Genomic DNA, 20187 nt, shown 5'->3' with positions numbered 1-20187 from the left:
AAACTTAATAAGGATCACCATGCGTTCCCTTCGCCTTGCCGTTGCTGCACTCGGCCTCGTTGCCGCCACCGCCTTCGCCTCGCCTGCCGATCCGAAACTGGGCGCCGAATACGTCCAGCTGGCCTCGCCACAGCCGACCCAGGTTGTCGGCAAAAAAGTCGAGGTGATCGAATTTTTCATGTATCACTGCCCGGCTTGCAATGCGCTGGAACCTACCATTGCGGAATGGGTCAAAAAGCAGGGTGACAAGATCAACTTCAAGCGCGTGCACATGCCGTATTCGGGCGTCAACGACCCTGAAGCGCATCTGTACCTGACGCTCGAAGCGATGGGCAAGCTCGACGAAATGCATCCGAAGGTATTCAAGGCGATCCACATCGATCGCGTTCGCATGAACAAGGACGACGTCGTGATCGACTGGGCTGTCAAGAATGGCATGGACAAGGCGAAATTGATGGATGCCTGGAACTCGTTCGGCGTCATGACCAAGCTCAAGCGCCTGCCGCAGACCCTTGACGCGTACAAGGTGCAATCGGTGCCGACGCTGGTCGTAGACGGCCGCTACATGACGTCGCCGTCGGTGGTCGAATCGGCGAACCCGGGCATGAACGGCATGGCGCTGTCGAAGGCGACGGTACAGGTGCTCGATGCAATGGTAGCGAAGGTAGCAAAGACAAAATGAGCGATGTCGAACAAAAGCTCCTGAAGATCTACGACGGCTCCAAGCCGGTCGACGAGGAGTTGTTTGAGACCAGCCACATCAACCAGGTGGCGTGGACGCTGGCCGTCGTGCTCGCCGGCCTCGTCTTATGGCTGTGCATTGCGCTGATCAACGCGGAGAACCAGCGGTATGCGCTAATGACGAACAAGTGCGCCGACCCGCTGTTCAAGGGCGAGCTCGATGAGAAGTGCCTGGTCACGGTGCGTTCGCGCGACCATTGGTGGGAGCACCTGGGCTACGCGATGACGCATGTGACGCGGTCGACGCCGACCAAGAAGTAAACAACTCCGCTGCGGCGGAGTTTTTGTATGCGGCGCTGCGATGGGGCAGGGCCAGCGCTGATTGTTTGCGAAAGCTCGTCAACTATTCGCGCCCGTTGACCGGCAGGCGCAGCACGAAGCGGGCGCCGCCCAGCATCGAGCGTTCCGCGCGGATCGTGCCGCCATGCTGCTCGATTGCCTTGCGCGCGATCGACAGGCCCAGGCCGAAGCCGCCGGTGCTGCGGTCGCGGCTGCGGTCAAGCCGGTAGAACGGCTCGAAGATGCGTTCGCGCTCCGCTTCCGGGATGCCGGCGCCATCATCCTCGACCACCACTTCCAGCGCCGCCGTCCCGACCCGCCGCGCCGACAGCACGATGCGCGCGCGGGCGTATTTCTGCGCGTTGCGCAGCACGTTGCCGACCGCGCGCAGCAGCAGCCGGCGGTTGCCATTGACGCTGCCGATCGCATCGTCGATTTCGAGCTCGACCGGATAGTCGAGCAGCAGCGCGCACTCGCGCAGTGCCGGCGCAAGCGCGAACGGCGCCGCCGGCACGGAGCGCGCGCCGCCGATCCGCGCCATGCCGAGCAGCTCGCCGACCAGCGCGTTCAGTTCGGCCAGGTCGGCCTCCATCGCCTCGATGCGGGGCGTCAGCACGCCATCGGGCGCCTTCGAGCGCAACAGCTCCAGCGCAAATTCGAGCCGCGCAATCGGCGTGCGCAGCTCGTGCGACACCGAATGGAGCAAGTTCTCTTGCGACGCCACCAGCGACTCGATCCGCTCGCCCATGTGATTGATGCGCTCGGCCAGCGGATAGATGCTGGTGCGCGGGCCGAAGCTGGCGCGCGCCGACAGCTTGCCGGCGCCGAGCTCGTCGGCCACGCTCGACAGCGCCTGCAGGCCCTGCCAGTGCTTGCGCGACCACAGCGCGATCGGAATCAGCAGCGCCAGCGCGACGATGACGTAGCGCAGCGCCTCCATCTGCAGCGCCAGGCCTATGTCGATCGGCAAGTCGCGCGCGTGGATGACCTCGTCGGCGCTGCCGATGTAGCGGTCGCCCTTGAGGTCGACGCGCCGGAAGAACGCCTTGCCGGCGGGGTCGAGCACGACGTCGCCGCGTTCGAGCGCCGCCTGGCGCCGCGCCGGCAGCTGCGCCCGCGCGCCGGCCAGCGGCATCAGTTCGATGTTGACGCGCGTCACTTCGCGCACCTTGTTCAGCCGCACCAGCCATTCGTCGGCCGGTGCCTGGTCGACGTATTGTTCGAGCAGGAAGATCTGCGCCGCCGCCTGGCGCCGCGCGATGTCGTCCAGCGGGTCGCCGAACAGCCGGCTCATGGCGAAATAGACGACAAAGGTCGCCACCGTGATCGACAACATCACCAGCACGAAAAATCGGAAAAACAGGCGATTCACGGCGTCCCCGCCAGCCTTGTGGTGCACAGCATAGTTTTCTCCCTGGCAGCATTGTATAAGAGCCGAGAGCGCCTCAGGGCATTACAAATGGCTATGTCACCGTTGAGTCGGGGATAGTTCAACGGCGCCCGTCCGGTGACGAAATCGACGGTCCTGCCCGTGCGGTCGCGCGCGACCAGGATGCAGTCGTACTCATGCGACAAGCCGCGCCGGCTGGCCCTGCCCCCGCGCCGGCGCGGCGCGCGGTCCAGGTGGCGCGAACCTTTTTGCGACTCCAGCAAGTAGGTTTCGTCAGCCTCCGTAATCCCGCCCAATGGCACCGCACGGTCGTGCTTGGTATTACTGAGGAAGCGATGGCGCCAGCGAAAGCGAGTGTTTTTGTGAATGCCAACCAGGGTAGCGGCACGCCGCACCGTGCCCGACTGCAGCATGCACTCGAGGTAAGGCAGCCATTTCCCCCGGTGCCGCAACCGGGCCAGCGGGGTGCCGGTCAGGCCGTTAAAACTGCGGGCGCAGACAACGCAGCGGTAACGTTGCAGGCCATGTTCATGTTGCAAACCACAGTTCAATTGCGCAGCCAGAGCCTCGCGCTGGCGCAATGGAAGACTTGCAGCCTGCTCAATGAACTGCCCAAACTCGCTCGTTTTCACGCTGCCTCCCCGCGTCATCTGGTCAGTTTTAGACCTCAGCCGTTGGGTGTAAGTTCAAGATCCCCTACCGAACGGGGACAGCGCCTTACAAATTGATGACAAATGATGGACAAATCAGTGGGGATTGGCGGGGCGCCACCCGGTAAGCTGTGCCCACATCAGGTTTTTCCGTTTGCCCGCCTGGTTCGCAAGAATCGAACGGGCTTTTTTTATTCGACAGTGCTAGTTCGGTCGCGGCACGCGCGCCGGACCTGGATCAGGAGCTTTGTCCATGTCACCCGCCCAGTACACCCACTACATATTTCGCGCCGCGGTGCTCGCCGGCGCGGCATTGCTGACCAGTTGCGGCGCCGGCGGCGGCGACGTCGCGCTTGGCGAAAGGCAGGCCGGGCAGGGTGTCGCCGTCGGCGAACCGAACGGCGCGGTGCCGGTGACGGCCGAATTCGTCGCCCAGGCGCAGGCCGCCCCTTGCACCGAGCAGCGCAATCGCCTGTTCATGATCGACAAGCGCATGGTGTACTGGGACCGCGCGGGCAACTGCGGCGACAGCGGCTACGCCCGCACCCTGTACGGCGCCACGTCGCAGCAGATTTTGTGCTCGGCGGCCGATTCGATCGCCGGCCCGCGCGCCTTCTGCAACGACGAAACGTCGCGCACGTTGTTCAACACGATTGAAGCGAATCGCCACAAGGCCGATCTGGGCCTGGGCAGCGGCCACCTGGTCGAGCCGATCGATCTGCCGCCGCGCACCTGATTGCGGCTCAGGAACAGACAGACTTGGGGGCGCGCCCTGTCGCACCGTAAAATGTGCACAGGCAAACTCTCGAACCAGACAAAATGAAAAAGCTTCTCGCCATCACGCTGGCAGCCGCATGTGGTAGCGCGGCCGCCCAGACGCCCGCAGTGAACCGGATGCCCGACGGCAGCCGCGATCTGTACGTCGGGCTCGGCGCCGTATCGGCGCCGCGCTACGACGGCGCGCGCGAGCGGCGGGTCAGCGCGCTGCCAGTACTGCAGCTTGAATTGAGTAACGGCATCTTCATCTCCGGCATGAGCGCCGGCATGCACCTGTCCAGCGCGCCGTCGGTCGAATACGGGCCGCTGCTGGCGCTGCAATTGCGCCGCAGCGCGTCGGGCAGCGCGAGCGGCATCGGCGGGGTCGACAGCGCAAGCTTCCCCGGCATCGTCGCCCAGCCGCCAATGGTCTACCGCAACGCGCCGCCGAGGCAACTCGAAGGCATCGACCCGATCGGCGCGCGCCTGCAAGCGGGCGCTTTTTTCAACCTGTACCTGAGCCCGCGCCTTCGGTTGACCAACAACGTGCTGGTCGGCTCTGGCAACGACAAGAAGGGGGCGACCTGGAGTGTCGCCGTGCAGCGCATCGCCGCCGAGCCGGCGCTGCACCACGCCGTGTCCATCAGCGCCGGCCTGACCGTCGCCAACCGCGCGCATAACGACGCCTTTTTCGGCGTCGCGCCGGCCGAAGCGCAGCGCAGCGGTTACGCCGTCTACCAGGCGGCGGGCGGCATCAAGGATGTGCACGTCGGTGCGCGCTGGAACTGGGCCATGTCGCCATCGTGGATCGTCACCTCCGGTCTGCAGGCGTCGCGCCTGGTCGGCGGCGCCAAGGACAGCCCGCTGCTACAGCGGCCCGCCAACGTGACGGTTTCGACCGCACTTGCGTTCAGGTTTTAAGCACATGGCCCGGTTCCGACATTTCACTGCTCTGATTGCCCTGCTGCTGGCCGCTGGCGTTGTCGCTGCCCAGGGGCAGGACGGCGGCTGGGCAAGTTACCGCGACGCATACCGGGCGATGGTGGTGTTCGAAAAGTACGGCAAGCCCAAGCATCTGATCCAGAGCCACTTCCAGGTCATGCCGCGCGAAAAGGGCGTCACTGTGGATGGCTTGCGCCTGTCGCTGCAGGGCAAGTCGACGCAGCTGAACCTGCCGCTGGACGCCACCGGCCGCACCGTGTTCCCGTTGCTGAAGGCCGCGTATGACGAGAACGCCGCGCTGGTGCTGAACCGCCAGATCGGCCAGTACGTGCTGCGCCCGCGGGTGACGGTGGTGGTGCGGCCCGACGGCGTGTACGAGGCGGCCGAGCTGCGCGCCGCCTGCGCCCAGGCGCTCGAGTTCGCGCGCTATGCCGATGCATCGGCGCGCAGCGTGAGCTGCGCGGGCGTGCGCTTCGGCTTTGCCCGCAAGGGCGCCGCGCCGGTAGTGCGCGTGCGCAATGGCGAGTCGGCGCAAGTGTTGCCGGTGGTCGAAGGCGCCATCTTTGCCGACGACGCCGACGATGGTTTCAGGACGGTGCTGTATAAATTCGGCGACGCTCCGGCGCGCGGCCAGGTGCTCACGCAGGAAGCGCCACTGGCGATCGCCGCGGTGTTCGAGTAAATTAAGAGTTCGAGTAAGTTCGGTCAAGCCCAGGCTGACGGCGAGAACAGGTAGCCTTCGCCCCACACGGTCTTGATTTTTTCCGAGGCGGCATCGTCGAAGCGACGCCGCAGTTTGGAGATGCTGTTGTCGATGCTGCGGTCGAGGCCGTCAAATTCGATACCCCGCATCTTTTTCAACAGCGCGTCGCGCGACAGCACCTGGCCGGCCGAGCTGGCCAGCACCAGCAGCAACTTGTACTCAGTATTGCTGAGCACACATGGCTCACCGCGCCAGCTGACGCTGCGTTCGCTTGGCGTGATCGTCAGTGCGCCGAACACCAGCGGCTGGCCATCGGTGGCCGGGCGTGCGCTGGCGCGGCGCATCAGTGCGCGCAGGCGCGCCAGCAGCACGCGCGGCTGCACCGGCTTGTTGAGGAAGTCGTCGGCGCCTTGCTCGAGTCCCGACACCTCATCGTACGAATCTTCGCGCGCGGTCAGGATCAGGATCGGCACCTCGCTGACGGCGCGCAGCTGGCGGCACACCACCATGCCGTCGAGGCCTGGCAGCATCAGGTCGAGCACGACCAGGTCGGGCGCGATGTCGGCGAAGCGCGCCAGCGCCTGGTCGCCGCGGGTGACCAGTTCGACCTCGAACTCGTAGCCGCTCAAATACTCCATCACCAGCTCGGCGAGCCTGGCATCGTCTTCCACTAGCATCACTCGAAACATGGCAACTCTCCTCGGCAGCTATTGTAGTAGAGCCATTGCCCAAAATCCCATCCTTCGACACAAGCTGACATCTCGCTACATTTTCACGACAACTTGCCAACCCTACAATTCGGGGTCAGACCCGTTTGATACAGGCGAAAGCGCGCAAACGCCGAGCAAAAAACGGGTCTGACCCCAATTTAATTTTTCCGAATAGTTGGCCTTGGCCACAGTGCCAACCGTCTGGGCAGCCGCGCGTTTCAACTCGGGGTCAGACCCGTTTGATATATGGCTAAAACGCCGAAACGCCGAGCAAAAACCGGGTCTGACCCCATGGGTTTGACCTTGGTTTTGATGCGAACAATTGCGCGCTGAGCGGCTGCGCGAGGTCGAGGCCGACGATTTCGGCGCCCAGCGGGCGTCCCGTTCAGGCCATCTGCGACGTCATGCTGCGCTGCCACTGCGCCAGCGGCACCGGCCGCGCGAACAAGTAGCCCTGCATCAGCTGGCAGTCGTTGGCGATCAGGAACTTTGCCTGCGCCTGCGTTTCGACGCCTTCGGCCACCACCCGCAGGCCCAGGTGCCTGGCCATCGACAGGATCATCTTGACGATCGCCGCGTCGGTGTCGTTGTCGGGCGCGTCGCGCACGAAGCTGCGGTCGATCTTTAGTTCGTGCAACGACAATCGGTTCAGGTACGCCAGGCTGGAGTAGCCGGTGCCGAAGTCGTCGATCGAAAAACGGATGCCGAGCGCGGCCAGGTCGGCCATCCGCGCGATCGCCTCGTCCAGGTCGTTGATCAGCAAGCCCTCGGTGACTTCAAAGATGAGCTGCGCGGCCGGCGCGCCGGTCTTGCGCAGCACCGCCTCGACCTGCCTGACGAAGTCGGCCTGGCGAAACTGCCTGGGACTGACATTGATCGACAGCGGCAGCGCGTTGCCGGCCTCGCGCAGGCGCGCCAGCGTGTCGCACGCCTGCTCCAGCATCCAGGCGCCGAGCGGGAGGATCATGCCGGTGTCTTCGGCAATCGGAATGAATTCGGACGGCGGCACGAAGCCGCGTACCGGATGGCGCCAGCGCATCAGCAATTCGGCGCCGGCCGGCTGGCCGCGCTGGTCGACCTGGCTTTGCACATGCACCGCCAGCTGGCCGGCCGCGAGCGCCTGCGCCAGGTCGTGTTCGAGCGCCAGCCGCAGTTCCACTTCGGTCTGCATGATCGGTTCGAACAGCGCGACCCGGTCGCGCCCGCCTTTCTTGGCGGTGTACATCGCCGTGTCGGCCTCGCGCAGCAGGTCATGCGCGCTCTGCTCGGCGCAGCGCAGCAGCGCCACGCCGATGCTGGCGCCGGAGTTGTAGCTATTGTCGCGGATCTCGAAAGGCTGTGTCAGTGCGCCGCGCACTGTTTCCGCCAGCGACAGGGCGGTGCGCGCAGCTGCCTCCGGCTGGGTCGCCACGGCTGTCATCAGGATGACGAACTCGTCGCCACCGAGGCGGGCGACGGTATTGGCAGCGCCGGCCACCGCAACGAGCCGCTGCGCGACCAGTTGCAGCAACTCGTCGCCGATGGCGTGGCCGCGCGCGTCATTGATCTGCTTGAAGTTGTCAAGATCGACGAACAGCAGCGCGCCCAGTTGCCGCTCGCGCGCGGCGGCGGCGAGGGCGACGTCGATGCGCTCCATCAGCTGCGTGCGGTTCGGCAAGCCGGTCAGGCTGTCGAAGTAGGCCAGCCGCTCGATGCGCTGCTCGGCCAGTTTGCGCGCCGTCACGTTGCGCTCGATCGAGACCCAGTGCTGCAGCGTGCCGTCGGCCGCGCGGATCGGAATCATGTCCAGTTCGATCCACACTTGGACGCCATCGCGCGTGTAGTTGGCCAGCTGCTGGCGAAACGGCGCGTACGAGGCGAAGCCGGCGCCGATGTGGGCGATCGCCGCCGGATCGGTGCCCGGCCCGTGCAGGAAGGTGGTCGGGCGTCCGATCGCCTGCTCGCGCGTAAAACCGGTGATGTCGACGAACGCCTGGTTGACGAACGAGATGACCGGCCAGCCATGCACGGTGTTGCGCGCGTCCATGATGACGACCATGTCGGTCAGGTGCGACACGCAGGTGCCGAGCAAGATCAGTTCGGACTGCGCCTGCGCCAGTTGTCCTTGCGAGGCGCGCACCGAATCGAGCATGCGGTTGAACTGGACCGCGAAGTCGGCAATTTCGGCCGGCCCGACCAGCGGCACGCGCGCGTCCAGATCGCCCGCCGCGACCTGGCGCGCGGTGCGGGCCACCGCGGCCATCGGTGCGGCAATACGCCGGCTCAGGTACATCGTCAGCGCGAGGATGAACAGCAAGGTCACGCTGCCGAAGGCCACGCTGCGCATGGCCGAGCGCCGCGCGCTGTACAACACGACGTCGGTGGCGATGCCGGCCACGGCGAACCACTCGGTGCCGGGAATGGCAACGAAGCCGAACACGCGTTCGACGCCTTCGGACGTGATGGAGCGGCCCGTGCCTTGGCGCTGCTGCAGCAGCAGCTTGATGGCAGGGGCCTGGCTTAAATCCTTGCCGACGAAATGCTCGCTGTTGCGTGAGCGCGCGACCAGCACGCCGGCCGAATCGATGATCGAGATGATGGTCGATTCGGGCAGCTTCTCGGCGCCCGGAATGACGCGAAACTTCGCCAGGTCGATCGGCATCTGGACCGAGCCGGTCATGTTGCCGGCGCCGTCGAATACCGGCTGGGCAAGCACCGCCACCGTGCGCCGCGTGACCGGGCCAAGATAGGGCGGGCCGACCGTAAATTTCCGGGTGCTGTAGACCGTCTTGAACCAGGCGGCGTTGCCGACAAAGGCCGCGCTGTTGCCGGGCTGCGCAATGGTCGAGCAGACAATCGAACCGTCCGGGGTCGACTGGCTCAGGTTGGTAAATTGCGGGTACAGATCCTTGAACTGGCCGAAGATCGGATCGCAGCGGCCGGACGCCGCGCGCGCCTCCAGGCGCTGGGCGATCTTGCGCAGCACCTGCTCGCTGTCGGACAGGAACGTTTGCACATTGTCGGCCGTCAGCTGCGCCAGGTTGTGCGCGGACACGGCGGCATCGCGCTCGTCGGACTGGTATTGATTGTAGATCGACAGCGCCAGCAGGACCGATGCCGGTATCACGGCCGCGGCGCTGAGGGTGTAGAGCAGGCCGCGTACCGACCACTTGACCGGATTACTCAATGGTGTCCCAACCGGATGTGTGACTGCGTTCGATAAAGGAGGATCCGCTGCGGAGCTTGCCCGGGACAAACACCGCGAATTGTCAATTGTACGACGCCACATCGTTATTGCACAAAAAATGCACCCAACCGGGTCGTTTCCGCCGCACTAGTGGATGTGCCCGTCTTGACTTACATCATGGATTTTTCGGTTGCCGGGGCCTAGCATCGGCGCTGGTAATGTCGATACCGACACGATGCTGTCCGGCGTCTGTCCCTCCAAACTACGGGAATTGAGCAATGCGCCCTTTAGCGATCCATGCAGGCACCCGCGTCATCCATGAAGAACACGACCGCCTGTGGGCGGTGCTGCAGGCGATGCGCCATTTCGTCCGCGCCACCGCCGACGGCGCCAAGGCGCCCGCATGCAAGGTGTTTCGCGCCATGTTGCTGTACATCGTCGACTATCCCGAAAAGCTGCATCACCCGAAAGAGGAGCAATTGTTCACGTTGCTGCAGCAGCGTACCGGCATCGTTGACGAAGAAATCGCGCAGCTGAGTGCGCAACACGTCGCCGGCGAAGCGATGGTGCGCGAGCTCGAACACCAGCTGACCCGATACGAACTGGACCGCGAAGCCGGATTCGCGCCGTTCGCCCGCGCGGTGGAGGAGTATTGCGCCTTCAGCCAGGCGCACATGCGGCTCGAAGAGGATGTGGTGTTGCCGGCGGCCGACCGCTTCCTGACGGCGCAGGACTGGATCGACGTCGGCGGCTGGTTCGCCGCCAACTGGGATCCGCTCGCCGGCACCGCCTACAAGGACGGCTTCGACCGATTGTTCTCGCTGATCGCCAACATCACGCCGGCGCCGATCGGACTGGGCTCGCCAGCCTGAAGCCGGTTGTAAGGTCAAGGCGAAAAAAAGCCCCGCAAGCGGGGCTCTTTTGATCGCAACGATGTCGGCCGCTGCGGTCCGACGCCGTTGCTTACGCGGCGTTGGTGTTGACCGCGTCCCAATTGACCAGGCCCCAGAACGATTCGACGTACTTGGCGCGGGCGTTGCGGTAGTCGATGTAGTAGGCGTGCTCCCAGACGTCGCAGGTCAGCAGCGCGTTGTCGCCGGTGGTCAGCGGGGTGCCGGCGTTCGACGTGTTGACGATGTCGACGCCGCCGTCGGCCTTTTGCACCAGCCAGGTCCAGCCGGAACCGAAGTTGCCCAGGCACGACTTGGTGAATTCTTCCTTGAACTTGTCGAACGAGCCCCACTTGGCGTTGATCGCGTCAGCAACCTTGCCGCTTGGCGCGCCGCCGCCGGCCGGCTTCATGCCGTTCCAGTAGAAGGTGTGGTTCCACACCTGGGCGGCGTTGTTGAAGATGCCGCCGGACGATTTCTTGACGATCTCTTCCAGGGACAGGTTCTCGAACTCGGTGCCCTTGATCAGGTTGTTCAGGTTCGTCACATAGGTCGCGTGGTGCTTGCCGTAGTGGTACTCCAGCGTCTCTTTCGAGATGTGTGGAGCCAGGGCGTCCATCGCGTACGGCAGGGGTGGCAGGGTATGTTCCATGAATTGTCCTTTTATTGATTGGGAAGAGCGTTGATCGTTGAAACGACTCTTATTGTAATTCGGATGCGGGTTCGTTGCATTTTTGCTTCTGGCGCGCTACTCCAGTAGCCATTGCACAGTGGCAACACCAACTTCCGCGCTGCCGTCGGCCAGCCGCACCATCAGCCTGTCGTTGACCCGGATCGCCGCCGGCGAGCGCAGCACGTGGCCGCGGCTGTCGCTGACGATGGCGTAGCCGCGCTCGAGTGTGCGCTGCGGGTTGAGCAGTTCGAGCTGGGCCGACAGCGCCGCCAGCGCATTGCGCCGCGCCCGCATCTGGCTGGCCAGGATAGCGGCGAAGTGGCGTTGCTGGGAGGCGATCTCGGCGCGCCAGCCGCGCACGTCGGGACGATGACGCGACCAGCGCGCGCGCAGTTGCGCCAGCGTCAAGCTGTTGCGGTTGAGCGGCGCGCGCACCGCGTGCGTCAGCGCGGTCGATAGCGCCACCACCTGCAGGCGCTGGTGGCCGATCCGCGCCGACGGGCTGATCAGGCGGCGCGCGTAGTTGTCCAGGTTCAGGTTCGCCTCCGACAGGGTGCGCCGCATCGCGCGCCGCAGGTCGGTGCAGTCGGCCGACAGCGACGCCATCCAGTCGGCGCGCGCGGTGGCGGCCAGCTCGGCCGCCGCGGTCGGCGTGGCCGCCCGCACGTCGGCGCTGAAGTCGGCGATGGTGAAATCGGTCTCGTGGCCGACGCCGGCAATGACCGGCATGCTGCATGCCGAAATGGCGCGTGCTACTACTTCCTCGTTGAAACTCCACAGGTCTTCGATCGAGCCGCCGCCGCGGCACACCAGCAGCACGTCGACTTCGGCGCGGCGCGACGCATTGTTGATTGCCTCGGCAATCTTGTCGGCCGAGCCGAGGCCTTGCACCGGGCTCGGGTACAGCACGATGCGGATGTGCGGCGCGCGCCGCTTCAGCGCGATCAGGATGTCGCGCAGCGCCGCCGCCTGCGGGCTGGTGACGATGCCGATGCTGCGCGTAAACAGCGGCAGTGCGCGCTTGCGGTCCTCGTCGAACAAGCCTTGCGCGCCGAGCTTTTCCTTCAGGCGCAGGAAGGCTTCGAACAGGGCGCCGACGCCGGCGCGGCGGATCGACTCGACGTTGATCTGGTAGTCGCCGCGGGCGCCGTACAGCGTGACGAGCGCGCGCACCTCGACCTTGTCGCCTTCGCGCGGCATGAAGCCGGCGAACTGGGCGCGGCCGCGGAACATCACCGCGCGCACCTGGGCGGCGTCGTCCTTGAGCGTGAAATACCAGTGGCCGGAACTGGCGCGGGTGAAATTGGAGATCTCGCCGCCGATCCAGGTCAGCGGGAACGTGCGCTCGAGCAAGCGCGCGACCTGCTGGTTGAGGGCGGTGACGGTCAGCACCGGCGGGGCGGCGTAGCTGGAATCGGGGTCGAAACTGGTCTGCATAGGGCTGGGCTCGGGTGATCTATTCACAAATTTTCAAGGCGGCCATGCTTATGTCATACATTGCCGGGGCTTACAAGTATTTTTTCACAAGTGACTGATTTTAAAGGAGAAACCACTGTGCCTTTATTTCTCGCAAAACAGAAAAAGCCTTACGGATCAAGGACTTTGACGAAACTCTTCATACTTGCTCACAAAGTTATCCACAGTTTCTGTGCGAAACAGTGCGCTTCCGGGCAATGCTTCAGGTGCCAATATTTTGCGCACGAAGAATTTTCCTATTGGAATCAATGACCTGGGGTAGTGTCAACGGCCTTGCGCACAATCTTATCCACAAAAGATGTGCAGAAGCGGATCGCCCACGCAAAATGCTGAACAAAATAGCATGACACAATTGCCCGGAAGACGATTTACCGTAGATTTGTGCAGGATGCCTTGATTTTGCGCAAAGACTAAATAGCTAGTCGAATCAAGGACCTGAGGCAGAGTCTAAGTTCTTGCGCACAATCTTATCCACAAAAGATGTGCAGAACTTTGGCGCTCTGCGGGATCAGCTTCGAACCGCCGGATTTCCACTGCTGCCTTGAATTTATGCAGGCGGAATTTTCCCTTTGGAATCAACGGTCTTAACTAGAGTCAAATGCGTTGCGCACACTCTTATCCACAAAAGGTGTGCAGAACATTTTGATTGATGTGCGACGGGAGAACAGTCGTGGACTTTCCTTGGCCGGCGTTCGGCGGGGCTTGTTTCGCGCCGCCGCGGGGATTTTGTGAAGATTTCCGCACATGCCTTGTTTTTGCGCAGTAGGAAAATTCCTATAAGAATCAAGGGGCTTGCTTACACTCACTGTCCTTCCCCACAATCTTATCCACAGAAGGTGTGCAGAACTATACTTGCCGATCAGCTGGCAACGCGTTACATTGCCGCATTCGCCGTACGTCATTCCCCACCTAAATTCAGGAGTTCCTTTGCTCGCCATTCTTCAAGCTGCAGGCTGGCCGATCTGGCCGTTGCTGATCGCCTCCATCGTCGGCCTCGCCCTGATCATCGAACGCCTGATTTACCTGCGCCGCGGCAAGATCCTGCCGAAGCCCTTGCTGGCCGAGGTCATCCGCGTCTACCACAACGGCCAGGTAACGCCGGACATCATCGACAAGCTCGAACACAATTCGCCGCTCGGCGCCGTGCTGGCCGCTGCGCTGCGCAACGTCGACGCCCCGCGCGACGTGATGAAGGAGTCGATCGAGGAGGCCGGCCGCGGCGTCGCCCACGTGCTCGAGCGCTTCCTCACCACGCTTGGCACCATCGCTTCGCTGGCCCCGCTGATGGGCCTGTTCGGCACGGTGGTTGGCATGATCGAAATTTTCGGTGCAACCAATTCAACCGGCGCCAACCCGGCCCAGCTGGCACACGGCATTTCGGTAGCGCTGTATAACACCGGCTTCGGCCTGGCCATCGCCATGCCGGCGCTGGTGTTCTACCGCCACTTCCGCGCGCTGGTCGACAGCTTCATCATCGACATGGAGTTGCAGGCAGTGAAGTTCGTCGACGTCGTCCACGGTGCCCGCAAATGATGGATTTCCGCCGCGGCAAGCGACGCGAGGATCCGGAGATTAACCTGATCCCGTTCATCGACGTCTTGCTCGTGGTGCTGATCTTCCTGATGGTCACCACCACCTACAGCAAGTTCACCGAACTGCAGATCACGCTGCCGACGGCCGACGCCGAAAAGGCGCTCGAGCGGCCGTTCGAAATCAACGTCACCGTCGACGCCAAGGGCAACTACACCATCAACAACGTGCCGGTGTCGTTCAACTCGGTGGCCGGCCTGGCCGACGACATGAAAAACGCGGCCAAGGGCCAGCCGAATGCAACCGGCGCCAACAGCCCGGTCGTCATCGTCAACGCCGACCAGTTCGCGATGCACCAGATGGTCATCAACGTGCTCGAAGCGGCCCGCGTGGCCGGCTACGACAAGCTGACCTTCGCGGCCCAGACCGCCGGCAAGAAGTAAGCGGCGCGGGCGAACCTCGCTTCGCCCCGCTTTTCCTCGCCGCCCCGTGCCCGCACCCTCCCATTCCCTTGAATCGACGCTGACGCGCGCCTGGCTGCGCCGCGGCGCGCTCGCCTGCGCCTTGTGGCCGCTGTCGCTGCTGTTCGGCTTGCTCGCCGGTCTGCGCGCCGCGCTGTTTCGCGCCGGCCTGATGCAATCGCACAAGCTGCCGGTGCCAGTGCTGGTGGTCGGCAACATCTTCATCGGCGGCACCGGCAAGACCCCGCTGACGATCTGGCTGGCCGAGGCGCTGCGTGATGCCGGCTTCACGCCCGGCATCATTTCGCGCGGCCATGGCGGCGCCGCGAACGCGCCGCGTGAAGTGACAGCCGATTCGCTCGCCGCCGACGCCGGCGACGAGCCGCTGTTGATCGCCCGCCGCACCGGTTGCCCGGTGATGGTCGGGCGCGACCGTCCGGCCGCGGGCAGGGCGCTGCTGGCGGCCCATCCGCGGGTGGACGTGATCATCAGCGACGACGGCCTGCAGCATTACGCCTTGCAGCGCGATATCGAGATCGTGCTGTTCGACGGCCGCGGCGCCGGCAACGGCTGGCTGCTGCCGGCGGGACCGTTGCGCGAGCCGGTGTCGCGCCGGCGCGATTTCACCGTCGTCAACACGCCGCAGCTGACGCCCGAACTGGCGCAACGCGTCGGCGGCGCGCCGTTTCAGATGCAGCTGGGCGGCACGCTCGCCGAACGCATGAGCGCGCGCGCCGAGCGCCTGCCGCTGGCTGCGCTGGCCGGCAAGCGCATCGTCGCCGCCGCCGGCATCGGCAACCCCGGGCGCTTTTTCGCCATGCTGCGCGCGCAGGGCCTGGCATTCGACGAACTGGCCTTGCCCGACCATCACGATTTCCTCGACCAGCCGTTCGCGCGCGTCGTTGCCGACATCATCCTGATCACCGAGAAGGATGCAGTAAAATGTGGGCAAATTGAAAATCTCAAAAACGACCCGAGACTGTGGGTCGTACCGGTGACGGCGCGGCTCGATGGCGCGCTGGCCGAACAAATCGTGGAGAAATGTCGTGGAAGCTCGCCTGCTTGATATCCTGGTCTGCCCGTTGTGCAAGGGACCGCTCGAATACGACAAGAAAGCGCAGGAACTGATCTGCAAACCGGACCGCCTGGCCTATCCGATCCGCGACGGCATCCCGATCATGTGGGCCGACGAGGCGCGCAAGGTCGAGCCGACGTGAATGCCGGCGTAAGATTTACCGTCATCATACCGGCGCGGTTGGCCTCGACCAGGCTGCCGGGTAAGCCGCTCGCCGACCTCGGCGGCAAACCGATGGTGGTGCGGGTCGCCGAGCGCGCCGCCGAGTCGGGCGCCGCCCGCATCGTCGTCGCCACCGACCACGCCGACATCGCCGCCGCCTGCGCCGCCCATGGCATCGAAGTGGGCATGACGCGCGCCGACCATCCGTCCGGCACCGACCGCATCGCCGAAGTGGCGCGCGCACTGCAACTGGCGCCCGACGACGTCGTCGTCAACCTGCAGGGCGACGAGCCGCTGATCGACCCGCAGCTGCTGGCCGCCTGCGCGCGCCGCATCTCGGCCGCGGTGCCGATGGCCACCTGCGCCCATCCGATCGACAACGCCGCCGACGTCTTCAATCCGAACGTCGTCAAGGTTGTGCTCGACAAGGCCGGCCGCGCGCTCTATTTTTCGCGCGCGGCCATTCCCTGGCACCGCGACGGCTTCGCCGCCGATCAGTCGGCGCTGCCGGCCGGCTCCGGCTACGCTCCGCTGCGTCACATCGGCCTGTACGCCTACAGCAATGCGTTCCTGCAGCTGTATCCGTCGCTGGAGCCGGCGCCGCTGGAAGACGTCGAAGCGCTCGAGCAGTTGCGGGTGCTGTGGCACGGTTATCCGATTGCCGTCCACATCACCGATGCTGCGCCGCCGGCCGGCGTCGACACACCGCAAGATCTGGCGCGAGTTCGTCTGCATTACGGCCTTTGACAGCGTCCCTGTCGCCGGTCAAGAAAAAATAGCCCGGTCATTTTCATATTGGCGCTGGCGCTTACTTTTGTGGTAAGTTTCGTACCAAGGTAGTCATATATGCATCAGTGCCCGGCATTGCTTCAACCAAAAATTATCCAACATCTGTTTTAGGAATTATTCATGCGTCTTATTCTGTTAGGTGCGCCTGGCGCCGGCAAGGGCACCCAAGCCAATTTCATCAAGGAAAAATACAACATTCCGCAGATCTCCACGGGCGACATGCTGCGCGCGGCGATCAAGGCCGGCACCGAGATGGGCATGGCCGCCAAGAAGGTCATGGATGCCGGCGGCCTGGTATCGGACGACATCATGATCGGCCTGGTCAAGGACCGGCTGCAAGATGCCGACTGCGCCAACGGCTATCTGTTCGACGGTTTTCCGCGCACCATCGCGCAGGCCGACGCCATGAAAGAAGCCGGCATCAATGTCGACTACGTGCTTGAAATCGACGTGCCCGACGAGTCGATCGTCGAGCGCATGAGCGGGCGCCGCTCGCACCCTGGCTCGGGCCGGGTGTACCACCTGAAATTCAATCCGCCAAAAGTGGACAACCTCGACGACATCACCGGCGAACCGCTGATCTTGCGCGACGATGACCAGGCCGAGACGGTCAAGAAACGCCTGACGGTCTATCACAACCAGACCGAAGTGCTGCTTGGCTACTACAACAAATGGGCGCAATCGGGCCTGCCGGGCGCGCCGAAATACCGCCGCATCTCCGGTGTGGGACCTGTCGAGCAAATTCGCGACGCGGCATTCGCGGCGCTGGAAGAATAAACAAAACCAAGCGGACTTCGTGTCCGCTGTTTTTTTGCCGTGAGAATTTGGCTGCCTTCGGCCACCCGTTTTCGATTCAAAGTTTTGCAGTACGCAGCAAGGTTGGCCGCATCCCCCGGGGGCGGTCTTTCGAAATGTGTTCAAGTGTTACTTGATAATAAAACCGAGGGGACGAAATGGCAGCAAATTTACTCGTATTTGCAGTAGTGTGCGGCATCATCGCAGTGGTGTACGGTCTCTGGTCACGCAGCTGGATCTTAAGGCAGGACCCTGGCAACGCCAGGATGCAGGAGATCGCCCAGGCGATCCAGGAAGGGGCCGCGGCTTACCTCGCGCGCCAGTATCGTACCATCGCCATTGTCGGCGTGGTGCTCGTCATCGCCATCTACGCCTTGCTCGGCTGGCAGACCGCTCTCGGTTTCCTGATCGGCGCGGTGCTGTCGGGCGCCTGCGGCTTCATCGGCATGAACGTGTCGGTGCGCGCCAACGTGCGTACCGCGCAGGCAGCGACGCGCTCGATGAATGACGCGCTCGATGTCGCCTTCAAGGGCGGCGCCATCACCGGCATGCTGGTGGTCGGCCTCGGCCTTCTCGGCGTCACGCTGTTCTACTGGATGCTGACGGCGCAGGCGGTCGGCTCGACCCTGAGCCAGCACGACGTCATCAAGCCGCTCATTGGCCTGGCCTTCGGCGCCTCGCTCATCTCCATTTTCGCCCGTCTCGGCGGCGGCATCTTCACCAAGGGCGCCGACGTCGGCGCCGACCTGGTCGGCAAGGTCGAAGCCGGCATTCCGGAAGACGACCCGCGCAATCCCGCGGTGATTGCCGATAACGTCGGCGACAACGTCGGCGACTGCGCCGGCATGGCCGCCGACCTGTTCGAGACCTACGTCGTCACCCTGATCGCCACCATGCTGCTGGGCGCCTTGCTGATGCAAACTGCGGGTGACACCGCCGTCATCTATCCGCTGCTGCTCGGCGCCGTCTCGATCATCGGCTCGATCGTCGGCTGCTCGCTCGTCAAGGCCAAGGAAGGCAAGAAGATCATGTCGGCGCTGTACACCGGCCTGTGGTGGGCCGCCGGCCTGTCGCTGATCGGCTTTGTCGGCGTCACCTGGCTGGTCTGGACCGACCCGGCGATGCGCATGTCGATGATCGGCTGCTCGGTTGTCGGCATCGTCCTCACCGGCCTGATGGTCTACATCACCGAGTACTACACCGGCACCGACTTCAAGCCGGTGCGCCACATCGCCGAAGCGTCGACCACCGGCCACGGCACCAACATCATCGCCGGCCTTGGCGTGTCGATGAAGTCGACCGCCTATCCGGTGCTGGCGGTGTGCGCCGCGATCCTCGCGTCGTACCAGATGGGCCAGCTGTACGGCATCGCCATTGCCGCCACCGCGATGCTGTCGATGGCCGGCATCATCGTCGCGCTCGACGCTTACGGTCCGATCACCGACAACGCCGGCGGCATCGCCGAGATGAGCCACATGCCCGACTCGGTGCGCGCCATTACCGATCCGCTCGACGCGGTCGGCAACACCACCAAGGCCGTCACCAAGGGTTACGCGATCGGTTCGGCCGGTCTGGCCGCGCTGGTGCTGTTCGCCGACTACACCCACGCCCTTGAATCGGTCGGCAAGTCGGTCTCGTTCGACCTGTCGAACCCGATGGTAATTGTCGGCCTGTTCATCGGCGGCCTGATTCCCTACCTGTTCGGCGCGATGGCGATGGAAGCGGTGGGGCGCGCGGCCGGCGCCGTGGTGGTCGAAGTGCGCCGCCAGTTCCGCGACATCAAGGGCATCATGGACGGCACCGGCAAGCCCGAATACGACAAGGCGGTCGACATGCTGACCGCGTCGGCGATCCGCGAGATGATCATCCCGTCGCTGCTGCCGGTGGTGGTGCCGATCGTGGTCGGCATGCTGCTCGGGCCTGCCGCGCTGGGCGGCCTGCTGATGGGAACCATCGTCACCGGCCTGTTCGTGGCGATCTCGATGACCACCGGCGGCGGCGCCTGGGACAACGCCAAGAAGTACATCGAAGACGGCAATTTCGGCGGCAAGGGTTCCGAAGCGCACAAGGCTGCCGTCACCGGCGACACCGTCGGCGACCCGTACAAGGACACTGCCGGCCCGGCCGTCAACCCGCTGATCAAGATCATCAACATCGTCGCGCTGTTGATGGTGCCGCTGCTGCCGGCCACCGGCTGGATCGCGGTGACGGTGCCGGTGGCGGCGGTGCATGCGCCGGCCGCCACGACGACTCCGGCGCTCGACCCGATGCTGACCCGTCCGATGCCGGCCAGCGAGACGGCCGAACCGGCGCCGGTGCGGTAGACGCACAGGCTCTGTACGCCATCCTCGCAAAGCGGGGATGGCGTCAATTAACGTGTCGGCGATGCGCCGCTGCGACTTCCGCTCATGCCACGAACCGCATGATCGCCGACACCAGCGACAGCTCGTCCGAATCGCCCGCGTGCCGCTCCCCATTGATGAAGAACGTCGGCGTCTCCTCGACGCCGATGTGCGTGCCGCCCGCGGCGATCTGCTCGACCCTGGCCTGGAAGCGCCGCGTCAGCACGTCGTCGCACAGCGCCTCCACCGACAGCCCGAGCCGCTCTGCCAGTTCCGCAATCAGGCCTGGCCCGAACTGCGGCTGCAATTCGAACAGCGCATCATGCATCTGCCAGAACATGCCCTGGTCGCCGGCCGCCTCGGCCGTCTCCGCCGACATCTCCGCATATGGATGCTTGCCGGTCAGCGGAAAATGGCGGTAGACGAAACACAGCTGGTCGCCCAGCCGGCGCTGCAGGTCCTTCACCCCGGCATGCGCCCTGCGGCTGTAGGGACACTGGTAGTCACCATACTCCACCAGCACTATGGCGGCGTCCCTGCTGCCCGTCATGTGGTCGTCGGGATGGATTGAAACGATCGGACTCATGTCTTCCTCTCCTTGAAGTCGGATTTCCCAATTCGTATACTTTAAGCCCGAACAGGCAATTTTTGGAGGGC

Annotated in this window: 19 protein-coding genes and 1 pseudogene; 13 read left to right on the top strand and 7 right to left on the bottom strand. The window is 64.2% G+C overall.

Going from position 1 to position 20187, the window contains the following annotated elements:
- Positions 1-19: 19 nt before the first annotated feature.
- Both CR105_RS13010 and CR105_RS13005 read left to right on the top strand, forming a co-directional pair.
- Positions 20-682 carry a thiol:disulfide interchange protein DsbA/DsbL gene (locus CR105_RS13010; RefSeq protein ID WP_099788872.1) on the top strand — a complete coding sequence of 221 codons (663 nt, stop codon included), beginning with the start codon at positions 20-22 and terminating at the stop codon, positions 680-682.
- Positions 679-1002, top strand: coding sequence for a hypothetical protein (locus CR105_RS13005; RefSeq protein ID WP_099788871.1), 324 nt, complete (start codon positions 679-681; stop codon positions 1000-1002). Before CR105_RS13010 ends, CR105_RS13005 begins: the two co-directional genes overlap by 4 nt.
- Before the next feature lie 82 nt (positions 1003-1084).
- On the opposite strand, the gene CR105_RS13000 is transcribed toward CR105_RS13005, so the two are convergent.
- Together CR105_RS13000 and CR105_RS12995 are read right to left on the bottom strand one after the other, a co-directional pair.
- Entirely contained in the window at positions 1085-2392 is a 1308-nt protein-coding gene (locus CR105_RS13000; protein ID WP_099788907.1) for an ATP-binding protein, read from the bottom strand.
- A gap of 101 nt (positions 2393-2493) precedes the next feature.
- Positions 2494-2943 (bottom strand): annotated as a pseudogene (locus CR105_RS12995) (IS1595 family transposase); the annotation flags it as partial.
- A gap of 370 nt (positions 2944-3313) precedes the next feature.
- Here CR105_RS12995 and CR105_RS12990 point away from each other — a divergent pair.
- The 3 genes from CR105_RS12990 (at position 3314) to CR105_RS12980 (ending at position 5440) form a co-directional block, all read left to right on the top strand.
- Positions 3314-3796: a hypothetical protein gene (locus CR105_RS12990; protein ID WP_099788870.1), complete on the top strand. Its 483-nt coding sequence runs from the start codon at positions 3314-3316 to the stop codon at positions 3794-3796.
- Positions 3797-3879: 83 nt separating this feature from the next.
- Positions 3880-4737, top strand: coding sequence for a MipA/OmpV family protein (locus CR105_RS12985; RefSeq protein ID WP_099788869.1), 858 nt, complete (start codon positions 3880-3882; stop codon positions 4735-4737).
- Between the two features lie 4 nt (positions 4738-4741).
- Positions 4742-5440, top strand: coding sequence for a hypothetical protein (locus CR105_RS12980; RefSeq protein WP_099788868.1), 699 nt, complete (start codon positions 4742-4744; stop codon positions 5438-5440).
- Positions 5441-5463: 23 nt separating this feature from the next.
- Here CR105_RS12980 and CR105_RS12975 read toward each other — a convergent pair whose 3' ends face one another.
- Together CR105_RS12975 and CR105_RS12970 are read right to left on the bottom strand one after the other, a co-directional pair.
- Positions 5464-6150 (bottom strand): response regulator, encoded by a 687-nt coding sequence (locus CR105_RS12975; RefSeq protein WP_099788867.1) that lies wholly within the window; start codon positions 6148-6150, stop codon positions 5464-5466.
- A 406-nt stretch (positions 6151-6556) separates the two neighbouring features.
- Entirely contained in the window at positions 6557-9337 is a 2781-nt protein-coding gene (locus CR105_RS12970) for a bifunctional diguanylate cyclase/phosphodiesterase (protein ID WP_180288182.1), read from the bottom strand.
- A 278-nt stretch (positions 9338-9615) separates the two neighbouring features.
- Here CR105_RS12970 and CR105_RS12965 point away from each other — a divergent pair, with 278 nt between their 5' ends.
- On the top strand, positions 9616-10209 hold the full coding sequence (locus CR105_RS12965) for a hemerythrin domain-containing protein (protein ID WP_099788865.1): 594 nt from the start codon (positions 9616-9618) through the stop codon (positions 10207-10209).
- Positions 10210-10300: 91 nt separating this feature from the next.
- Here CR105_RS12965 and sodB read toward each other — a convergent pair whose 3' ends face one another.
- A complete protein-coding gene (gene sodB / locus CR105_RS12960) occupies positions 10301-10879 on the bottom strand; it encodes a superoxide dismutase [Fe] (RefSeq protein ID WP_099788864.1) in 579 nt (192 codons plus the stop codon).
- A 96-nt stretch (positions 10880-10975) separates the two neighbouring features.
- Positions 10976-12337 (bottom strand): exodeoxyribonuclease VII large subunit, encoded by a 1362-nt coding sequence (gene xseA, locus CR105_RS12955; protein ID WP_099788863.1) that lies wholly within the window; start codon positions 12335-12337, stop codon positions 10976-10978.
- A gap of 966 nt (positions 12338-13303) precedes the next feature.
- Here xseA and CR105_RS12950 point away from each other — a divergent pair.
- The 7 genes from CR105_RS12950 to CR105_RS12920 all read left to right on the top strand — a co-directional run bounded on the left by CR105_RS12950 (position 13304) and on the right by CR105_RS12920 (position 19512).
- The gene (locus CR105_RS12950; RefSeq protein ID WP_099788862.1) at positions 13304-13909 is read left to right on the top strand and encodes a MotA/TolQ/ExbB proton channel family protein; all 606 of its coding nucleotides are present in this window, start codon (positions 13304-13306) and stop codon (positions 13907-13909) included.
- Positions 13909-14349: an ExbD/TolR family protein gene (locus tag CR105_RS12945; protein ID WP_099788861.1), complete on the top strand. Its 441-nt coding sequence runs from the start codon at positions 13909-13911 to the stop codon at positions 14347-14349. Before CR105_RS12950 ends, CR105_RS12945 begins: the two co-directional genes overlap by 1 nt.
- Positions 14350-14395: 46 nt before the next feature.
- Positions 14396-15433 (top strand): tetraacyldisaccharide 4'-kinase, encoded by a 1038-nt coding sequence (lpxK, locus tag CR105_RS12940; RefSeq protein ID WP_099788860.1) that lies wholly within the window; start codon positions 14396-14398, stop codon positions 15431-15433.
- On the top strand, positions 15414-15584 hold the full coding sequence (locus tag CR105_RS12935) for a Trm112 family protein (protein WP_099788859.1): 171 nt from the start codon (positions 15414-15416) through the stop codon (positions 15582-15584). The genes lpxK and CR105_RS12935 overlap by 20 nt, the downstream gene beginning before the upstream one ends.
- Complete coding sequence (gene kdsB, locus CR105_RS12930) at positions 15581-16351, top strand: 3-deoxy-manno-octulosonate cytidylyltransferase (protein ID WP_099788858.1); 771 nt, start codon at positions 15581-15583, stop codon at positions 16349-16351. Before CR105_RS12935 ends, kdsB begins: the two co-directional genes overlap by 4 nt.
- A 162-nt stretch (positions 16352-16513) precedes the next feature.
- On the top strand, positions 16514-17170 hold the full coding sequence (adk, locus tag CR105_RS12925; protein ID WP_099788857.1) for an adenylate kinase: 657 nt from the start codon (positions 16514-16516) through the stop codon (positions 17168-17170).
- Between the two features lie 176 nt (positions 17171-17346).
- Positions 17347-19512: a sodium-translocating pyrophosphatase gene (locus CR105_RS12920; RefSeq protein WP_099788856.1), complete on the top strand. Its 2166-nt coding sequence runs from the start codon at positions 17347-17349 to the stop codon at positions 19510-19512.
- 82 nt (positions 19513-19594) lie between these two features.
- On the opposite strand, the gene CR105_RS12915 is transcribed toward CR105_RS12920, so the two are convergent.
- Entirely contained in the window at positions 19595-20116 is a 522-nt protein-coding gene (locus CR105_RS12915) for a DsbA family protein (protein ID WP_099788855.1), read from the bottom strand.
- Positions 20117-20187 lie beyond the last annotated feature (71 nt).

Origin of the sequence: Massilia eurypsychrophila (assembly GCF_002760655.1) — a bacterium.
Classification (GTDB): domain Bacteria; phylum Pseudomonadota; class Gammaproteobacteria; order Burkholderiales; family Burkholderiaceae_D; genus JAFCUW01.
This window is presented reverse-complemented; position numbering and strand designations above follow the sequence as displayed.

What these genes read in the sequence shown, in the direction of transcription:
- xseA (WP_099788863.1), bottom strand. Translation starts at nt 12,337, where the DNA reads ATGCAGACCAGTTTCGACCCCGATTCCAGCTACGCCGCCCCGCCGGTG.
- CR105_RS12990 (WP_099788870.1), top strand. Translation starts at nt 3,314, where the DNA reads ATGTCACCCGCCCAGTACACCCACTACATATTTCGCGCCGCGGTGCTC.
- CR105_RS13005 (WP_099788871.1), top strand. Translation starts at nt 679, where the DNA reads ATGAGCGATGTCGAACAAAAGCTCCTGAAGATCTACGACGGCTCCAAG.
- CR105_RS12945 (WP_099788861.1), top strand. Translation starts at nt 13,909, where the DNA reads ATGGATTTCCGCCGCGGCAAGCGACGCGAGGATCCGGAGATTAACCTG.
- CR105_RS12980 (WP_099788868.1), top strand. Translation starts at nt 4,742, where the DNA reads ATGGCCCGGTTCCGACATTTCACTGCTCTGATTGCCCTGCTGCTGGCC.
- CR105_RS12965 (WP_099788865.1), top strand. Translation starts at nt 9,616, where the DNA reads ATGCGCCCTTTAGCGATCCATGCAGGCACCCGCGTCATCCATGAAGAA.
- CR105_RS12985 (WP_099788869.1), top strand. Translation starts at nt 3,880, where the DNA reads ATGAAAAAGCTTCTCGCCATCACGCTGGCAGCCGCATGTGGTAGCGCG.
- CR105_RS12915 (WP_099788855.1), bottom strand. Translation starts at nt 20,116, where the DNA reads ATGAGTCCGATCGTTTCAATCCATCCCGACGACCACATGACGGGCAGC.
- CR105_RS12920 (WP_099788856.1), top strand. Translation starts at nt 17,347, where the DNA reads ATGGCAGCAAATTTACTCGTATTTGCAGTAGTGTGCGGCATCATCGCA.
- sodB (WP_099788864.1), bottom strand. Translation starts at nt 10,879, where the DNA reads ATGGAACATACCCTGCCACCCCTGCCGTACGCGATGGACGCCCTGGCT.
- CR105_RS13010 (WP_099788872.1), top strand. Translation starts at nt 20, where the DNA reads ATGCGTTCCCTTCGCCTTGCCGTTGCTGCACTCGGCCTCGTTGCCGCC.
- CR105_RS12975 (WP_099788867.1), bottom strand. Translation starts at nt 6,150, where the DNA reads ATGTTTCGAGTGATGCTAGTGGAAGACGATGCCAGGCTCGCCGAGCTG.
- adk (WP_099788857.1), top strand. Translation starts at nt 16,514, where the DNA reads ATGCGTCTTATTCTGTTAGGTGCGCCTGGCGCCGGCAAGGGCACCCAA.